The organism is Shewanella dokdonensis, from assembly GCF_018394335.1.
Lineage (GTDB): Bacteria > Pseudomonadota > Gammaproteobacteria > Enterobacterales > Shewanellaceae > Shewanella > Shewanella dokdonensis.
On sequence record NZ_CP074572.1, the window covers coordinates 3,890,090 to 3,907,835 of the forward strand.

Annotated in this window: 17 protein-coding genes, 1 tRNA gene and 5 pseudogenes; 12 read left to right on the top strand and 11 right to left on the bottom strand. The window is 47.0% G+C overall.

What is annotated here, in order from left to right:
* Positions 1–2: 2 nt before the first annotated feature.
* The 4 genes from KHX94_RS18695 to KHX94_RS18710 all read left to right on the top strand — a co-directional run bounded on the left by KHX94_RS18695 (position 3) and on the right by KHX94_RS18710 (position 1,217).
* Entirely contained in the window at positions 3–476 is a 474-nt protein-coding gene (locus tag KHX94_RS18695; protein WP_213681738.1) for a hypothetical protein, read from the top strand.
* 2 nt (positions 477–478) lie between these two features.
* Positions 479–652 (top strand): hypothetical protein, encoded by a 174-nt coding sequence (locus tag KHX94_RS18700; protein WP_213681739.1) that lies wholly within the window; start codon positions 479–481, stop codon positions 650–652.
* Between the two features lie 2 nt (positions 653–654).
* Positions 655–801: a hypothetical protein gene (locus tag KHX94_RS18705; protein WP_213681740.1), complete on the top strand. Its 147-nt coding sequence runs from the start codon at positions 655–657 to the stop codon at positions 799–801.
* 77 nt (positions 802–878) lie between these two features.
* A complete protein-coding gene (locus KHX94_RS18710; protein WP_213681741.1) occupies positions 879–1,217 on the top strand; it encodes a hypothetical protein in 339 nt (112 codons plus the stop codon).
* Positions 1,218–1,269: 52 nt separating this feature from the next.
* On the opposite strand, the gene KHX94_RS18715 is transcribed toward KHX94_RS18710, so the two are convergent.
* Together KHX94_RS18715 and KHX94_RS18720 are read right to left on the bottom strand one after the other, a co-directional pair.
* Positions 1,270–1,785 carry a hypothetical protein gene (locus KHX94_RS18715; RefSeq protein WP_244859238.1) on the bottom strand — a complete coding sequence of 172 codons (516 nt, stop codon included), beginning with the start codon at positions 1,783–1,785 and terminating at the stop codon, positions 1,270–1,272.
* 491 nt (positions 1,786–2,276) lie between these two features.
* A tRNA-Ser gene (locus KHX94_RS18720) sits at positions 2,277–2,366 on the bottom strand.
* A 195-nt stretch (positions 2,367–2,561) separates the two neighbouring features.
* Between KHX94_RS18720 and punR the strand changes: the two are divergent.
* The 6 genes and pseudogenes from punR (at position 2,562) to KHX94_RS18750 (ending at position 5,668) form a co-directional block, all read left to right on the top strand.
* Positions 2,562–3,475, top strand: a pseudogene (gene punR / locus KHX94_RS18725) (DNA-binding transcriptional activator PunR).
* Positions 3,476–3,590: 115 nt separating this feature from the next.
* Positions 3,591–4,250: a Bax inhibitor-1/YccA family protein gene (locus KHX94_RS18730; protein ID WP_213681742.1), complete on the top strand. Its 660-nt coding sequence runs from the start codon at positions 3,591–3,593 to the stop codon at positions 4,248–4,250.
* 61 nt (positions 4,251–4,311) lie between these two features.
* Positions 4,312–4,699: pseudogene (gene tusD / locus KHX94_RS18735) on the top strand (sulfurtransferase complex subunit TusD).
* On the top strand, positions 4,699–5,055 hold the full coding sequence (gene tusC / locus KHX94_RS18740) for a sulfurtransferase complex subunit TusC (protein WP_213681743.1): 357 nt from the start codon (positions 4,699–4,701) through the stop codon (positions 5,053–5,055). The pseudogene tusD and the gene tusC overlap by 1 nt, the downstream one beginning before the upstream one ends.
* On the top strand, positions 5,052–5,336 hold the full coding sequence (tusB, locus tag KHX94_RS18745) for a sulfurtransferase complex subunit TusB (RefSeq protein WP_213681744.1): 285 nt from the start codon (positions 5,052–5,054) through the stop codon (positions 5,334–5,336). Before tusC ends, tusB begins: the two co-directional genes overlap by 4 nt.
* Before the next feature lie 2 nt (positions 5,337–5,338).
* Positions 5,339–5,668 carry a TusE/DsrC/DsvC family sulfur relay protein gene (locus tag KHX94_RS18750; protein WP_283104931.1) on the top strand — a complete coding sequence of 110 codons (330 nt, stop codon included), beginning with the start codon at positions 5,339–5,341 and terminating at the stop codon, positions 5,666–5,668.
* Positions 5,669–5,890: 222 nt separating this feature from the next.
* Here KHX94_RS18750 and KHX94_RS21290 read toward each other — a convergent pair whose 3' ends face one another.
* From KHX94_RS21290 to lrp, 7 genes and pseudogenes are all read right to left on the bottom strand, one after another.
* Complete coding sequence (locus KHX94_RS21290; RefSeq protein ID WP_280529591.1) at positions 5,891–6,013, bottom strand: hypothetical protein; 123 nt, start codon at positions 6,011–6,013, stop codon at positions 5,891–5,893.
* Between the two features lie 15 nt (positions 6,014–6,028).
* Positions 6,029–7,315 carry a serine--tRNA ligase gene (gene serS / locus KHX94_RS18755; protein ID WP_213681746.1) on the bottom strand — a complete coding sequence of 429 codons (1,287 nt, stop codon included), beginning with the start codon at positions 7,313–7,315 and terminating at the stop codon, positions 6,029–6,031.
* An 18-nt stretch (positions 7,316–7,333) separates the two neighbouring features.
* Entirely contained in the window at positions 7,334–7,708 is a 375-nt protein-coding gene (crcB, locus tag KHX94_RS18760; protein ID WP_213681747.1) for a fluoride efflux transporter CrcB, read from the bottom strand.
* Positions 7,701–9,032 carry a replication-associated recombination protein A gene (locus KHX94_RS18765; RefSeq protein ID WP_213681748.1) on the bottom strand — a complete coding sequence of 444 codons (1,332 nt, stop codon included), beginning with the start codon at positions 9,030–9,032 and terminating at the stop codon, positions 7,701–7,703. The genes crcB and KHX94_RS18765 overlap by 8 nt, the downstream gene beginning before the upstream one ends.
* A gap of 3 nt (positions 9,033–9,035) precedes the next feature.
* Positions 9,036–9,653, bottom strand: a complete 618-nt coding sequence (gene lolA / locus KHX94_RS18770) for an outer membrane lipoprotein periplasmic chaperone LolA (RefSeq protein WP_213681749.1) — start codon at positions 9,651–9,653, stop codon at positions 9,036–9,038.
* Between the two features lie 18 nt (positions 9,654–9,671).
* Positions 9,672–12,169 (bottom strand): annotated as a pseudogene (locus KHX94_RS21295) (DNA translocase FtsK).
* Between the two features lie 185 nt (positions 12,170–12,354).
* Positions 12,355–12,822 carry a leucine-responsive transcriptional regulator Lrp gene (gene lrp / locus KHX94_RS18780; protein WP_213683519.1) on the bottom strand — a complete coding sequence of 156 codons (468 nt, stop codon included), beginning with the start codon at positions 12,820–12,822 and terminating at the stop codon, positions 12,355–12,357.
* Between the two features lie 201 nt (positions 12,823–13,023).
* Here lrp and ald point away from each other — a divergent pair, with 201 nt between their 5' ends.
* Together ald and trxB are read left to right on the top strand one after the other, a co-directional pair.
* Entirely contained in the window at positions 13,024–14,139 is a 1,116-nt protein-coding gene (ald, locus tag KHX94_RS18785; RefSeq protein WP_213681750.1) for an alanine dehydrogenase, read from the top strand.
* A gap of 147 nt (positions 14,140–14,286) precedes the next feature.
* Positions 14,287–15,239, top strand: a pseudogene (gene trxB / locus KHX94_RS18790) (thioredoxin-disulfide reductase).
* 77 nt (positions 15,240–15,316) lie between these two features.
* On the opposite strand, the gene KHX94_RS18795 reads toward trxB, so the two are convergent.
* Together KHX94_RS18795 and KHX94_RS18800 are read right to left on the bottom strand one after the other, a co-directional pair.
* Positions 15,317–16,144 (bottom strand): glucosaminidase domain-containing protein, encoded by an 828-nt coding sequence (locus tag KHX94_RS18795; RefSeq protein ID WP_213681751.1) that lies wholly within the window; start codon positions 16,142–16,144, stop codon positions 15,317–15,319.
* Positions 16,145–16,292: 148 nt separating this feature from the next.
* A pseudogene (locus tag KHX94_RS18800) lies at positions 16,293–17,485 on the bottom strand (amino acid aminotransferase).
* Positions 17,486–17,746 lie beyond the last annotated feature (261 nt).

Genomic DNA, 17,746 nt, shown 5'->3' on the forward strand with positions numbered 1-17,746 from the left:
TCATGGGCTGGTTAACCTCAGTATTTAACTTCTTCACTAACCCGGTGGCGGATTTAGTCGGCGGCTACACCGAACGCAAGAAAATTGCGGCAGAAACCGCCGCCGATGAAGCCAAGGCAAAGTCAGCGCTGAAAATTGCCAAACTCAACGCACAGGCCAGAAAAGTGGAACTGGACGCAGAGCGCACAGCCGCCACAGAAGAAAACGACAGCAGCTATGACAATCAGGTATTAGCCAACAGGCGCGACAGCTACGCTGACGAGTTCATTATTGCGGTGTTTCTTGGCATCTTTATCGCGCATTTCATCCCGGCACTGCAACCCTACATGCACGCTGGTTGGGTAGCGATGGGTTATACCGGCATTCCTTGGTGGTATGAGTTCGTCATCGTGGGAATTTGCGTCAGTACCCTTGGTCTGATGCGGCTATTTCGTATTTTCTGGGGCGTCAGAGCCGAAGCCAAGGGCAGGGGGTAAGTGTGGAAGGATTGATCCAAATATTAGCCGGGAGCTGGTCAACGCCAGCAATGGCCGTGGCTGTGCTAGTTGGCATCTATAAGCTATGGCAAGAGCAGTCAAAAACACGCGAGGCAGTGACCGCATTACTCCATGACCACGACAAACGCATTGCAATTCTGGAAAGCAAGGAATAGCCATGTTTAACAACTTACCGACAGATTACAGCGTAGCGGTGAAAACTCCGGATCCGATAGTCGTGAAAATAGAGCCTTCTGAGGCACTAATTGCCATATTTGCCGGGATCCTGATTGTGGCAGCTGCTTGGGTGAAACGCCGAAATTAACTGTATGGTGTTTCGATATTAATTTGTAGAATTGTGTCGTATCATGGTTGGAAAATACAAAAGGATTAGTTATGAACATGGAACTTATTGAAAAAGCTGAATTTATTTCAAAAACAATCTCTGAAATTCTGGATAAAGAATTTGATGTCATTTTGCCTAGTGAAGGTAAAACTATTAGAAAGTTTGAAATACATCAGATTTTAAATAAAGAAGAAATGGCTGCTGGAGACGAACACATTATTTTCGACATAAATAGGAGGTTAATTACACCTTCTTTGGGGCAGCCACGACTAAGTAATGACAGCATTAGGCAAGGGCTTGAGTCAGCATTAAAGACAATTGACTTTTCAGTAGATAAAACACACGAGATTTATTTGTTTAATGGAAAAATAAAAATAAAAGAAGCGATTCGTTAATTGATTGTGGTAGCCGCATGAGTGAAAAGCCGCCGATAATGGCGGCTTAAACTTACTTCTTCACAACCTGATTAAATCGGCCAGCAGGTGCAAGAATCGGGCTGTCTTTCAGCTTTTCCAACGTCTTAGCAATGTAATCCAGCTCAGTTCGTATCGCTTCGGCTTCTTCATCAGAACGCACAGCCGCCAGTTGCTCGGCTAATTTGTCACGTTCAACGCGAGTAAGCGCGGAAAATTGCTTTTCGTAGAAATGCCGCAACAAGTCTGACGGGCTGTAGCTCTGGTTTGAATATGGCGTTAATAGGCGTGAACCGTCATGGCTGAACGAAAAGCCGCGCCATTCCTTAGTTTCTGGAATCATGCGTTTAGAGATTTCAGCCATTCTATCAATCCAAGGTGGGCAACCGTGTTGCCACCAATGGCGAACGGTTCTAGGCGATACACAGCAGAAATTGGCAGCTTCTTCGAAGTTGATGCCACCAATTCCATTAGAGAAGTTACTGAGAAACCAGTAACGAGTTGGGGTTTTCATTGGCGCAAAGTCCTTTTTGTTAGATTTATTTTTCATAACTAAAAGACCTCAAGGCTAAAAGTTGCATAAGAGGCCAAAAGCAAGAACCTTTATAAAACAGGGCTTTTAGCCAACGATTAACTGAATCGCCTTAAAACTCTGCGTATCGCCATTTTGCAATATTTGCCAGTGCGTACAATGTATATTATGTTAAATTTATCATGATAAGAATTATGTATGAAGGGCCAAGTCTGACGACTTTCGATGGAAACGGTTTCACTCACCGAGAACGCTAGATTCAAGGAATGCCACGTTTTACTGGTATTGCCAAATGCTGGGAAGATTTACTCCCCTTTGTCTGGGTGGCTTAGTTAGGTTCGCTCACCACCTCTATAAGAATTATGGCGCAAGCAAGGCTAGCACCTTGCAACATCGGATAAGATTTGTCGCGTAATGAAAACTAAGGTCAGCGCCACGAGTAAAGTTGCACGATAGACAAGAAACAGAAAAGAAAAAGCCAGCTTGGTTAGAAGCTGGCTTTTAGAATTTGGCGGAGGAGCAGGGATTTGAACCCTGGGTGGGGATGAACCCACGCCGGTTTTCAAGACCGGTGCATTAAACCACTCTGCCACCCCTCCGAATGGCCGAAATAGTAACGTCAACCTGAATGGCTGTAAACATAATTTGCGGCATGCAGGCGCCGTTTGTTCAATCAGTGCGCAAGCTGCGTATTAATTTCGCATTACTAACAAAAAATCACCATATTGCTTGTATCACTTGCCATTAGTATTTTACCTTTGTGGCATCAAAATGACTCAAAGGAACTGTCTATCATGCTTTCGGAACAAGCTTTAGAACTGATCGACCTGGTTGCACAACTCGGCAGCTTTACTGCGGCAGCAAACCATCTGAACAAGGTTCCATCGGCGGTTAGTTATGCTGTCAAACAAATTGAAGATGAAATCAATGTCATCCTGTTTGAACGTCACCACCGTAGTGTCACTTTGACTCTGGCGGGTACACATTTTGTTGAAGAAGCTCGGCGTGTTTTAAAAGCAATGGAGGCGCTAAAACAAGACACGATAAAGATAGCCCACGGTTGGCAGCCCACATTATCAATCGCGCTTGATAGTGTGGTGCGGGCAGATCGTGTTGCTTATCTGATCCGGGATTTTTATGCCCATTTTGCCGACGTTGAATTGGTCATTCGTAAAGAAAATTACAATGGTGTCTGGGAAGCCTTAAGTAATGGGCGCTGTGATGTAGCTTTAGGCGCTACTGCTAGCATTCCAGTGGGGGGCCATTCTTCGCTAAATCGATGGGAAAACTGCATTGGTGTTTTGTCGTTGCCGCTGATCACCCCTTAGCCGCCATTGATGTGCCGCTGAGCGATGAGGCATTACTCCCCTATCCTGCTGTATGTTTGACAGACACTAGCTGGCAATTTGTTGCCCGTGAATTTTCGGTGTTACCACAACAAAGAAGAATTCAAGTTCCTGACTGGGTGCAGGCCGTTAATCTGGTTCGTGCGGGTCTTGGCATCGGTTGGCTTCCGCGCCATCTGGCTCAAGGGTTTATCAAATCCGGTAGTTTGATTGAAAAACAAGTGGCACATCCACTACCTGATAGCGATTGTGCATTGGTGTGGAATAGTCGTTGTCAGTCTCCTGCAATGCAATGGCTGCTGCAGTATTTAGGGGATGAACAGCAACTGCGTCATTACTGGATAGATGAACATTCAGCGTAGATTCATGAAACTATGTGATAAAATGGCGCAAGTTGGTATGTCAGGCGGAACTTGCTGGTGAGCAGCAACGTCTAAGTTCATATCCTGGCATGATTACAGAATTTTGGAGAAGTATATGAATCAGGAAATCCTTTATCCCTCACGCGCATCCGGTGTTGTCGTCAATAAGATGCTACGTAACACCTATATGTTACTGGCCATGACATTGGCGTTTTCTGCGGTTTGTGCTGGCATTGCCATGGCGTTGCAGATTTCACCATTAATGTCTCTTGGATTATCCATCGGTGGTTTGATTTTGCTGTTTGTTACGCTGCGTAAAGCCGAATCAGCCGCGGGCTTGCTATGGGTATTTGCCTTCACCGGGATGGAAGGTGCATCGTTGGGCTACATCCTTAACCATTATGCCGGAATGGCTAATGGCCCAATGCTCATCATGCAGGCATTAGGATTAACCGCGGCGATTTTTGTGGCCTTGTCTGGTTATGCATTAACCACCAAGAAAGATTTTTCCTTTATGCGTGGTTTTCTGATCGCCGGGCTCGTTGTGGTACTGGTGGCTGGCATTGTGAATATTTTCCTCGGCAATAGCGCGGTATTTATGGCGTTAAATGCTGGGGTTGCCTTGCTGATGACAGGTTTTATCCTGTTTGATACTAGCCGTATTGTCAACGGTGGTGAAACCAATTATATCCGCGCTACGATTTCCTTGTATCTGGATTTTCTTAACCTGTTCGTCAGCTTGTTGCACTTGCTTGGCGCAGGTAATGATGATTAGTTCGCGCCAAAAGTAATAGTTTTCGGTAGAATGGCCCTGTTAATCAGGGTCATTTTTATTTATGAGTAAACTAATCATCTTAGTTACTGGTCAGGTTTACGGCCCGGCCAGCGGTTGGCACGCATTGCAGTTTACCCAAGCGGCATTAGCTGCTGGCGAGCAAATTCATTGCGTATTTTTTCAGAAATGGCGTAACGCAATCCAACGCGTTAGTTTGCCCCGCGTCAGACGAGACCGATCTGTTGCGAGAGTGGCAAAAAATAGCAGATCAATATCATGTGCCATTGATTAACTGTGTCTCAGCGGCCTGGCGCCGTGGGATTATGTCTGCTGCCGATGCCAAAGAAAATGGCCATTCGAGTCATAATCTTGCTGAACCATTTGTCATGGGCGGCTTAGGTGAATTGGTCACCGGCATAGAACAAGCCGATAGAATGGTGAGTTTCTGATGAAAGCGATTGCAATCATATTCCGTCAGGGCCCGCACGGTAATGCCGCCGGACGTGAAGCATTGGATCTTGCGCTGATGGCCGCCACCTATGAACAGCAGGTGCACCTGATATTTATCGATGAAGGTGTACTCAATCTACTGGGCAATCAACAACCAGAGCTAATTGGCTGTAAAGATTACATTGCCACGTTTAAAGCACTGGATCTGTACGAAGTCGCATCCGTTGTTGTGAGTGAAACATCACTCAACCATTTGCAACTCGATGCTGCAACATTGGTGTATCCGGCCACACTTGTTGATGATAATCATATTCGGCAACTGCTCGAGCAGGTAGATGAGGTACTGGTATTTTGAAAATATTACATCACATCACAAGTTCCCCAACAGAAAGTAACGCCCTCGCCTGTGCCTTGAGATTCATCAAGCCTGATGACACCTTATTGTTGGCAGGTAATGCTGTCGCAGCGATGCTACACCCCGCTTGGCGAGATGCGGTGAGCAACTTGCATCTCTGCCTGATGAAAACCGATGTAGAAGCAAGAGGCTTGAACTCGCAACTGGCAACATTCCGACAGATAGATTATCCAGAATTCGTAGCGCAGACATTAACGCATAGTAAAGTAATAACGTGGTAACCATGATTGAATTTAATGGGAAACAGATAGCAACAGATACACAAGGATACTTGTTGGATGTCAATGACTGGGAACCTGCGTTAGCGCCTATCATTGCCGATGGTGAACAGATAGTGCTTACTGATGCGCATTGGGAAGTCGTTAACTTTGTTAGAGATTTTTATCTTGAGTATAAGACTAGTCCCGCTATCCGCGTTCTTGTCAAAGCCATAGGACAAAAGCTGGGGCCAGATAAAGGCAATTCAAAGTATTTGTACACCTTGTTTCCCATAGGTCCTGCCAAACAGGCCACCAAAATTGCCGGGTTACCCAAACCCGCCAAGTGTATCTAGTTACAAGGCACCAGCACATCAGCGCTAACTTGGATGGATATGCCCGCCAGAAATCCCATCAACCGGGCAATACGCATAGTCTTATTGAGAGCTTAATAATCTCTCAAACAGAAAACATACGTTAGATACAAATAGGGCTCCAAAAGGGTTTATTACAATCCTTCTGGAGCCCACTTTTATTGGGTTTACTTAACTGACTGACGTTATCTTAACCTGGTTTTTTTATACCAAGTGTTGATAAAACAAAATGGCGGCTTTACCTATCGTTGCCAGTGCCAGCACTGAAAAAACAGCTATCACGGCCACATAAGTCAGCCAGCGCAGATAGCGCCCGCTATTATTCATATATGACCCTGAACTCTAACCGATTTTTTCCAATCCACCCATGTATGACCGTAGCACTTCTGGTACGGTGACACTGCCATCGGCATTCTGGTAATTTTCCAGAACGGCAACTAACGTACGACCAACGGCAAGGCCAGAACCATTAAGGCTATGTAGTAACTTAGGTTTTTTATCATCTTTACTGCGATACCGTGCTTGCATACGCCGTGCCTGGAAATCCTTCATGTTGGAGCAAGAAGAGATTTCGCGATAGGTATTCTGTGCCGGCAACCAGACTTCGATATCATAAGTTTTTGCAGAACTAAACCCCATGTCGCCAGTACATAGTACGATGACCCGATATGGCAGGCCCAGCTTTTGCAACACAGTTTCTGCATCTTTAGTCAGGCTTTCCAATTCATCCATGGAGGTTTCAGGTTTTACCAGCTTAACCAATTCTACTTTGTCGAACTGGTGCTGACGGATCAACCCACGCGTATCCTTACCATAGGAGCCCGCTTCGCTGCGGAAACACGCGGTTTCTGCGGTCAGTTTGATCGGTAACTCATCTTCTTCAACAATACTGTCACGTACCAAGTTAGTCAGTGGTACTTCAGCGGTTGGGATCAGGTGCAGGCTCTGCCCTTCTTCAGTCGCAGGTTTGGTATGAAACAGGTCTTCAGCAAACTTAGGCAACTGCCCAGTACCTAACAGACTGGCGTCATTGACCAACAGTGGCACATAGGTTTCTGTGTAACCATGTTCCTGAGTGTGCAGATCCAACATAAATTGGGCTAGTGCGCGATGCAGTCGTGCGACCTGCCCTTGCATCACCACAAAACGGGCCCCGGTCAGTTTGACGGCACTCTTGAAATCCAGCCCTTTGCACTGTTCGCCCAGATCCACGTGATCCTTAATCGGAAAATCAAAGCTACGAGGAGTACCCCAGCGGCGTACTTCAACGTTTTGCGATTCATCGGTACCAATAGGAACTGATTCATCGGGCAGGTTAGGCATGCTCATTGCAATCGCGTTCAATTCATCTAATAACTGCGACAGCTCCTGCTTTTTGGTGTCGAGCTTGCTACCGAGATCATTGACCTGCGCCATGATTTCGGAGACATCTTCACCCTTCGCTTTCGCCTGACCAATCGATTTCGACATGGCATTGCGACTGGCTTGCAGCTCTTCAGTTTCTACTTGCAGAGCCTTACGTTTTTCTTCCAGCCGGGTTAGCCGGTCAACATCGAGAATAAAACCACGGGTCGCCAGCCGCTCAGCGGTGGTGGCAAGTTCATTACGCAGATATTTAGGATCTAACATCTTTCTTGTCTTTAGTTATTAAACGCGTGAAAAAATCAGTTGTTGCCCTAGAAATACCATCAACAGACAGATCCCCAGGTTCAACACCACATTTAAAAATGCCTTGAGCCATTCTCCGCCCTGGATAAGCAGCAAGGTTTCGTTAGAGAAAGTTGAAAAGGTGGTCAGTGCTCCGAGAAAACCAACACCGATCAGCGCTTTAATCTCTGGACTGACGTGACTCAACTGCCCCAAAGCAAAGATGACACCCATCAGAAAAGAGCCAAGTACATTAACTGCCAGTGTACCAAAAGGAAATGCACTACCAAATAGCTGAGCCATAAATAACGAAATAAGATTGCGTAAAACTGCGCCGGTTGCACCGCCAAATGCAACCCATAAAAGATTATTCATAACGTTTGCGCTCGCTGTATAAATCGAGTTGTTGCAATTGTTTTAATTTCTCGGCCATCCGTTTTTCAAAACCACGCTCAGTTGGATGATAGAAACGACTGTTTTTCAGGGCTTCAGGGAAATAGTTTTCCCCAGCAGCATAAGCATTTGGCTCGTCATGAGCATAGCGATACTCTTTCCCGGCGCCCAGTTCTTCCAGTAATTTGGTGGGCGCATTTCGCAGATGCATCGGCACGGCTTCGCCGCCACTTTCTCTTGCCAATTGCCTAGCGGCTTTAAACGCTGTGTATACCGCATTACTCTTGGGCGCTAACGCCAGGTAAACAATCGCCTGAGCAATGGCACGTTCACCTTCTGCCGGCCCGACACGGTGAAAACAGTCCCAGGCATTCAAAGCCACTGTCATCGCGGTGGGATCGGCATTGCCCACATCTTCAGAGGCGATCGCTAAGAGCCGCCGTCCAACATATAACGGATCGCAACCACCTTCCAGCATGCGGCAATACCAGTAAAGCGCGGCATCGGGTGCAGAGCCCCGGATAGATTTATGCACTGCCGAGATCAGGTCGTAATACTGATCGCCATTTTTATCGAAGCGGGCCAACTGCTGACCCGAGACCTGCACTAACAGCTCCTCAGAGAATGCACCGCCATCAGGCAACATATCACTCATCAGTTCCAATAAATTTAGTGCTTTACGTCCATCACCATCGGCAACATTGGCTAACTGCGATAATACCGATTCCGGCATGAGCAACTGCCGTTTTCCCAGACCGCGCTCATCATCTGTCAATGCTCGCTGCACCAGCTCGGCAATTTCAGGATCAGACAGTTTATTGATCAGATAAACCCTGACTCTGGACAACAATGCGTTGTTGATCTCAAATGATGGATTCTCTGTCGTCGCCCCGATAAAAATCACCGTGCCATCTTCAATAAACGGCAAAAATGCATCCTGCTGGCTTTTATTGAAACGATGCACTTCATCCACAAACAACAAGGTGCGCTGCCCGCGGGATTGCGCCACATTTTGAGCATGTTCAATGGCCGCGCGGATTTCTTTTACACCAGACGTTACCGCCGAAATCCGCTCAACATGGGCATTGGTGTATTGTGCTATCAGTTCTGCCAGCGTGGTTTTGCCAGTGCCTGGCGGCCCCCACAACATCATTGAATGAGCTTTGCCCGCTTCTAACGCTTTACGTAAGGGTTGTCCTTCACCTAACAAATGCTTTTGTCCGATATATTCCACCAAGGTCGTCGGCCGCATTCTGGCTGCAAGCGGACGGAAATCTGGCGCAAAATCAAAACTCATACTTGACATGGTTTACTGGCCATCATGTGGACGCTGATCATCCACAGATACCCCTTCTGGCGGGGTAAATGAAAACAATGTTTTGTCTTCTTGAGCTAATGGCTGCTGCTCCGACAACACAAACACGCTGTTATTACCTTGGGTATCATTAAGACTGAGCTGGGTAAGCTTATTGCCATCAAAGCATACTTCAACCTGCTGAACGCCGGTATCGGCAGCTTTAGGCACAATATCAAAACATTTAGCTACCGCACGGATGGAAAATTTAGCCCAGGTGCTTTTATCGCGATGGACGAGCAAGGTGATGGGGGACGCGGCAATGGCATCCCGTAATCCAAGCACACTCACTTCTTCGGCAAATGGATTATAAATCCACACATCTTTACCATCGGCAACAATCAATGACTCATCGGGTTGGGTCAGGTGCCAATAAAAACGGTTAGGCTGAGATAATGCCAAGGTACCACTGCCTGACTGGATTTGTTTACCGTTAATGTCGGTAACCGTTTGGCTAAAGCTGGCTTTTAGCGCCGGATTAGCATCCAGTTTGCTTTTGAGCGCCTGCTCAGCTGTTTGAGCTTGCACCTGCATGCAGGTTAACAGCAACGCAGACAACAACAATTTTTTCATCAATACCTCTACAGTTAATTATCTTGGTGGCGGTGGCGCGAGAACTTCACGGTTACCGTTGTGTCCCTGTGCACTAACCACGCCCTGCATTTCCATCTGTTCGATGATCCGAGCGGCGCGGTTGTAACCAATCTTGAATTTACGTTGCACACTGGAGATAGAGCCGCGGCGGGTTTCAGTCACAAAAGCGACCGCTTCGTCATACAGTTCATCAAACTCTTCATCGCCAGACTCAGCAGTTTCGCCGGGTAGCAATACCTGCTCGCCATCACTGGAGCCTTGCAAAATTTCCTCAATATACTGTGGTTTACCACGGGCATGCCAATCGGCAACCACATTGTGTACTTCATCATCGCCAATAAATGCCCCATGAACCCGGATAGGCACACCTGTGCCCGGCGGCAGATATAGCATGTCCCCCATCCCCAACAAAGTCTCTGCCCCTTGTTGGTCGAGAATGGTTCTAGAGTCAATACGAGAGGATACCTGAAAGGCAATGCGGGTCGGAATATTCGCTTTAATCAGACCGGTGATCACATCGACCGATGGTCTCTGTGTCGCCAAAATCAAATGGATACCCGCAGCTCGTGCTTTTTGTGCAATACGCGCGATCAACTCTTCGACTTTCTTGCCGACAATCATCATCATGTCGGCAAACTCATCAACAACCACAACGATAGAAGGCAGCTTAACCAGTTCATCAGGCGCCTCCTGCATGCTCTGCCCTTCCCGCCACAAAGGGTCGAGTAACGGCTCGCCAGCCGCTTTTGCTTCCGCGACTTTGGCGTTATAACCTTTCAAATTACGGACACCGACCGCAGACATCAGCTTGTAGCGCCGATCCATTTCACCCACACACCAACGCAATGCGTTGGCCGCTTCTTTCATGTCGGTAACAACTTCACACAATAGATGCGGAATGCCTTCATAAACAGAAAGCTCCAACATTTTGGGGTCAATCATGATGAAACGCACATCATCTGGGCCAGATTTATACAGCAGGCTGGTAATCATCACATTCACCCCAACGGATTTACCAGAACCAGTCGTCCCGGCAACCAGCAGATGGGGCATTTTTGCTAAATCCACCACGACAGGTTCACCGGCAATATCCTGGCCCAACACCATCGTCAGCGTCGATTTGTTGTCTTTGAATGCCTGACAATCGAGCACATCGCGTAAAAATACCGTTTCGCGGAACTTATTAGGCAGCTCCAGCCCAACATAAGCCTTGCCGGGGATCACTTCCACCACGCGCACACTTTCTGCCAGTAGTGACCGAGCTAAATCTTTGGACAAATTAGAAATTTTCGATGCTTTAATGCCAGGCGCAAGCTCCAGCTCAAAACGGGTGATCACCGGGCCGGGATAGACACCAACCACTTTTGCTTCAATATTAAAGTCTGCGAGTTTCAATTCCACCAACCGCGCGACCTGCTGCAACTCTTCCTCTGAGATTGGGTTTTTCTTACGATCGGGCACATTTAACAGGTCAACGCTGGGTAGAGGTTCCATGGCTTTTCTAAGCGTCTCGGCATCCTGACCCGGCAGCACGATAATGCCGTTTTCTACGCGGGCCTGTTGTGATTTCAGCTGTTGCCGTTTCGCTTTGGCTATCGAGGCATTGTCGTTACCGGCTGGCGCAGTAAAAATATCGTCCACGTCATCATCTTGCGAATGCTCGGCAAAATGAATTAAAGGCTCTACTCTCCCCTGCTCTTCTTCCACAGTTTCTTCAGCCACGGCTTTTTTACGGAATCGCGCTAATAACTTACGTGGTTGAGTATAAGGCTCGTCATCATCATCGTTTTCTGTGCTATCAGGTGTCGCTTGTTCACTCTCGCGCCGCTGACGGTATTTATCGACAACCGACATAAACCCCTGTGTATCGGCACTGTCACCGCTGCGTTGAAACCACTGAGGAAGATGCCAGAGTTTTTTCAGACACCATAAGGTGGATAGCCCTAACATCTCAGCAATAGTTATCCAGCTAATGCCGGTCATTAAGGTAAAGCCAGCCCCAACAAAACACAGTAGTAATAACGTTGTGCCGAGCTGATTAAAGTAAGGCAACATGCCCTGCCATATGACATCACCGGCAACACCACCGGCAGAAAATTCATAGATATCATTGGCATTCATGCTCGCGATGGCAGCAAGGCTCAGCATCATCAGCAAAAAGCCCACGAGTCGTAAGCCCACTGAAAAATAGTCTATATCGCGTAACTGATGTGCTCGTTTAAACAATAACCAGCCAGTAGCGGCAATGACAATGGGTAACACAAAGGCGGTATAACCAAAAAATAAAACAGTACATCCGCCACCCACGCGCCAACTTTCCCGGTCAGATTGCTGACAGCCCCTTGAAAGTTCGTCTGGCTCCAGCCGGGATCGCTAGGATTAAAACTGCTGAGCGCCAGCAATACATAGACTGCCAACATGCAACAAAGAATAAGTCCGCCTTCTTGGAGACGCTGCAAACCGCTGAGGGTTCTGACGCTTTTTCCCTGAGACAAGTGAAACTTCCATCTGAACAAATATGAATGGCACTTAAGATACCAGAATCTGTTTGAATGTGCAGTGCCATCAACCAGATGCACTCACAGATAATTCACTGGTACAGCTGCGGTTAAGCCTGCCAACTCAAGGATTGACAGCGTAAAACCGCCAGAAAAATTCCTGGCGGTTTTACGCTGGAGTATCAAGCAGAAATTGCGATACGGTTAGTTTGCTTAACTTCTTCCATGACCACATATGTCCGAGTATCTGACACAGATGGCAATTTCAGTAAAGTTTCGCCCAGCAACTTACGGTAGGCGGACATATCCGATACCCGAGTTTTCAACAAATAGTCAAAATCACCAGAAACCAAATGGCACTCTTGAATATCGTCTAATAACTGTACAGCACGGTTGAATTTATCGAACACTTCTGGCGTGTCACGCGTCAGGGTTATCTCAACAAATATCAACAGTGAAGCATCTACATAATGAGGATTAACCAGTGCGGTATAGCCACTAATAAAGCCTTGTTTCTCAAGTCGTTTCACCCTTTCTAAGCACGGTGTTGGACTGAGTCCTACCCGTTTGGATAATTCGACATTGGAAATACGACCATCGTTCTGAAGTTCTATAAGAATGTTACGATCGATGCGATCGAGATCTTTTATGGAATTTTTTTATTATCAGCCATGTTTTCAACCTTGTTTTATTTCTAAAACGGTTTTTTATGTTGCGTATGTTAAAAGTTTAGCAGCATAAACTGCATAAGCCAGACTATACTAGATATTCCTGACTGTTCTAGGTCAGGTAAGCAATTATAACAAATATCCTACTCCCGTATCTGGGAAAATTTATGTTGAGGCTCAAAAATGAAGATTGGTGTTCCAAAAGAGATAAAAAACCATGAATACCGGGTTGGCATGGTACCGTCCTCCGTACGTGAACTGACGATGCTGGGCCATGAAGTATACATAGAAAAGGACGCGGGTCTCGGCATTGGATTTACTGACGATGACTATACTGCTGCCGGTGCCGCTATCTTAGATAGTGCGGCGGAAGTGTTTGCCATTGCCGAAATGATCGTGAAAGTTAAAGAGCCGCTGGCAGTTGAACGTGCCATGTTGCGGCACGATCAGATTTTATTTACTTATTTGCATTTAGCACCCGATTTGGCACAAACCGAAGATTTGCTCAAAAGCGGCGCGGTCTGTATTGCTTATGAAACCGTTACCGATGCCAAAGGTGGTTTGCCACTGTTGGCTCCTATGTCAGAAGTGGCTGGTCGTATGTCGATTCAAGCCGGCGCTATGGCATTGGAAAAATCTCACGGTGGTCGCGGCATGTTACTTGGCGGAGTTCCGGGTGTTGAACCCGCTAAAGTGGTGATTATCGGCGGCGGCATGGTAGGTACCAATGCGGCGCAGATTGCGGTGGGTATGGGGGCGGATGTGGTGGTGTTAGATCGCTCCGTTGATGCCTTACGCCGTCTTAACATGCAATTCGGTTCAGCGGTGAAAGCGGTATATTCCACCGCGGATGCTATCGAACGTCATGTTTTGGAAGCTGATTTGGTTATTGGTGGCGTATTGATCCCCGGTGCGCAAACACCAAAACTGGTAACCAAAGAGATGATCAAGAAGATGAAGCCTGGCAGTGCTATTGTGGATGTTGCGATTGACCAAGGCGGTTGCGTTGAAACATCTCATGCCACTACGCACCAAGATCCTACCTACATTGTGGATGATGTCGTACATTACTGCGTTGCCAATATGCCTGGTGCCGTTGCCAGAACCTCAACATTTGCACTGAACAATGCGACCTTACCTTATATCTTAAAGTTAGCGCGTATGGGTTATAAAGAAGCGCTGCTAGATGACAAGCATCTGTTGGCAGGTTTGAACGTAATGCATGGCAAATTAACCTGCAAAGAAGTGGCGGAATCTCACGGTTTAGCGTACACAGCAGCTGCTAGCCTGTTACAATAATCCAGCAGTATCGAAACAACACTAAGGAGCCTGCTGGCTCCTTTTTTATCGATTGAGGCAATCTTGATAATTCGGGGAATGGCGCTTTACCACCCTCGTCAAATTACCTACAATCGCTGACAATTTTTTGAAGGCATGGAGAAATTTATGAGCCAAGCTAAACATTGTCATCTGCTTATTCTGGGGTCTGGCCCTGCCGGATACACCGCTGCGGTTTACGCTGCTCGTGCCAACCTGAAGCCTGTGATGATCACCGGGATGCAGCAAGGTGGTCAGTTAACCACCACAACCGAAGTTGAAAATTGGCCAGGTGATGCTGACGATTTAACCGGGCCATTGCTGATGGAACGTATGCAGAAGCATGCGGAAAAATTCAATACCGAGATTATTTTCGATCACATCAATCGTGTTGATTTGCAGCAGCGCCCTTTCCGTCTTGTGGGTGATAACGCAGAATACACCTGTGATGCACTGATTATTGCCACTGGCGCCTCCGCCCGCTATCTGGGATTGCCATCGGAAGACTCTTTCAAAGGCAAGGGGTTTCAGCCTGTGCGACCTGTGATGGTTTCTTTTACCGAAACCAAAAAGTGGCGGTGATCGGTGGCGGTAACACCGCCGTTGAAGAAGCACTTTATTTGTCTAATATCGCCGCTGAAGTTCACGTTATCCATCGGCGTGACAGTTTCCGTTCGGAAAAAATCTTGATCGACCGCTTGATGGATAAAGTGGCCAACGGCAACATCATTTTGCATCTTGACAGCACACTGGATGAAGTGACTGGCGATGAGATGGGGGTTACTGGAGTTAAGCTGAAAAACGTTAAAGACGGCTCTGTGACAGATCTTGCCGTTGCCGGGGTATTTGTTGCTATCGGTCATAGCCCCAATACAGCTATTTTCGAAGGACAGCTAGAGATGAATCATGGCTATCTGAAAGTCAACAGTGGTATCAATGGCAACGCCACCCAAACCAGCATCCCAGGCGTATTTGCTGCGGGCGATGTGATGGATCAGTATTATCGTCAAGCGATTACCTCTGCTGGAACCGGCTGTATGGCGGCACTTGATGCAGAGCGTTATCTGGATGCACAAAAGTAATATTCAGCAAATGAGAAAAACCGGCGATATCGCCGGTTTTTTTATCTCTAGCTCAGCAAAACACAAGTTGCCAAGCGCTAAACCGCACTGCTAACGGCATTGTTGTCATCTAAATACTGCTGATTGTGGCGCAGCATATCCAGCAGCTCATCAATATAGGCGTCCTGCCGCTCCGAATAATTCACTAGCCCATAAACCAGCTTTTCCGCACTTAGTGGTTCTTTTTGTGCTCGTAGATCCGCACGAATAGAACGGAACAAGCCATATGCGGCGTTAGAGTTCAGATTGCGCATATAAGATGCTACTGAGTCTTCCACACTTGAGAATACCGCGACTTCATGTACTTGCCCCTGCCCGCGTGATTGAGGTACTAAGCCACAGCCTTCTTTAAAACACCATTGACCAAAAAAGTTGAACCCTTCTTTGGCAAAACGCGATGCTCCCCAACCCGATTCATTCGCTGCCTGGATTAGTACCATCGACTCGGGGATCACATCCACCCGTCTCAGCAAACTTCGTAAACTTGCGGCATCAATAGTGCGGATAGCATATTCATATTTATCCGCCAGTTTGTGTACCCGATAGACGTCGGCGTCATCGAGTACCACATTATTTTTGAGATGACTCTGTACTTGTAACAGAAAGCGCCGTTCCTCTGTGATGATGCGGTTTTGTTTTTTTACCGCGGGGCGCAAGAAATCAAAAAATGCCTGTTTTTTGGCACTCACATCATCAAATGCACTGAAATCAGGGATTAAATTAACACCCAGCCGATTTTTCTGCACCAGAGGGGTGCCGCTGTCATTTTGCTCGGCTATGGGGATGAAGATAACTCGCAGTGCTAACACGGCAAGAATAACCACCGCCATAGCCAGAATAGATGAGCCTAAGCGACCTGTTCTCAAACAGCCTCCTTTGACATTACATACTAACAAACGGGGTTGATTATAAATCAGGCATACGGTTTCACAAAATTTGCAGTGCTATGATGCTCGCTACCACATAAAGAAAGGACGGATTAAACCGTCCTTTTACAGATTTGCCGTAACTGCGTTACAGTACCTTGGCAATCGCCTTACAAATAACGGGAATATTGGTTTTTGTCATCCCCGCTACACTGATCCGCCCAGAGCCAACAATGTAGATGCCGAACTCTTCACGAAGCCTTTCTACCTGAGCTTTATTAAGGCCGGAAAAACTGAACATACCTTTTTGATTACAGATAAAACTGAAATCCCGCTGAACACCTTCTGCTTTCAGCGTATCCACAAATAGCTGCCGCATTTCTGCAATTCGTTGCCGCATGGCAGTCACTTCGTCCTGCCATAATGCTTTTAACTGTGGATCAGCCAGGACTGTGCTAACAATCAAACCACCATGTGCCGGAGGATTTGAGTAATTGGCGCGGATAGTACGCTTAACCTGGCTGAACGCTTTTTGCACTGTTGCCGGGTCTTGGGCAACCAGTGTAACTGCGCCGATACGTTCGTTGTAAAGCCCAAAGTTTTTGGAGAATGAGTTGGCGACGATCAACTCTGGTACGACTGCCGCAACAGTGCGCAGCCCCAAAGCATCTTCTTCAACGCCATCACCAAAGCCTTGATAGGCAAAATCAAACAGAGGAACCAGTTGTTTAGAGAGGCACAGTTGGGCAATCTGCGTCCATTCAGAGGGCGACAAGTCAATACCACTTGGGTTGTGACAGCAACCATGCAACAGCACTAAATCGCCAGCGGCGGCTTGTTGCAAGTCAGCCACCATCGCCCCAAAGTCCAGTGATTGGTTGGCCGCATCGTAGTAACCATATTCCTTAATCGTTAGACCAGCCGCCGTGAAGATATTTTTATGGTTGGCCCATGTTGGCCGACTTACCCAAATCGTTTTGCTATTGGTGTTATTGGCCACAAATTCTGCGGCTATTCGCAAGGATCCAGTGCCACCAGGAGCTTGCGCCGTTGCGGCCAGCCCTTCTGTAACGATTTTGCTGTCGGCACCAAAGAGCAATTCCTGTACGACTTTGTTATACAGTTGCACGCCATCAATGCCTAAATAGGTTTTAGAGGTCTCGGTATCTAACAATTTAGCCTCTGCCAGCTTAACCGACTTCAGCACAGGCGTTAGACCAGATTCGTCTTTATATACACCAACGCCTAAATTGACTTTGTCTTGTCGGGGATCTTTTTAAAGGCTTCTGTCAGTCCCAATATTGGATCGTCAGGGGCTTGGCTTATCTGTGGGAAAATCATGTTGTATACCTGCTCTATGATGGGAATGGTAGGGCGAAAATTTGCTGTATTTATACCACTGGCAGTACCCCCAAAACAGCTTTATCGATAAATAATGTGAACACACTGCTGAAGGAATGAACATCTTCTAAAAGAGTGGCAATAAAACCCAATAACTCACAGTGTTGAGCGCTTTTTACTACCAAGGCATCAATAAAATCTTACCTGAAACAGATTATCTGGAATATGTCAGTAACGGCGCATATGGGCCATTTAGCTGGT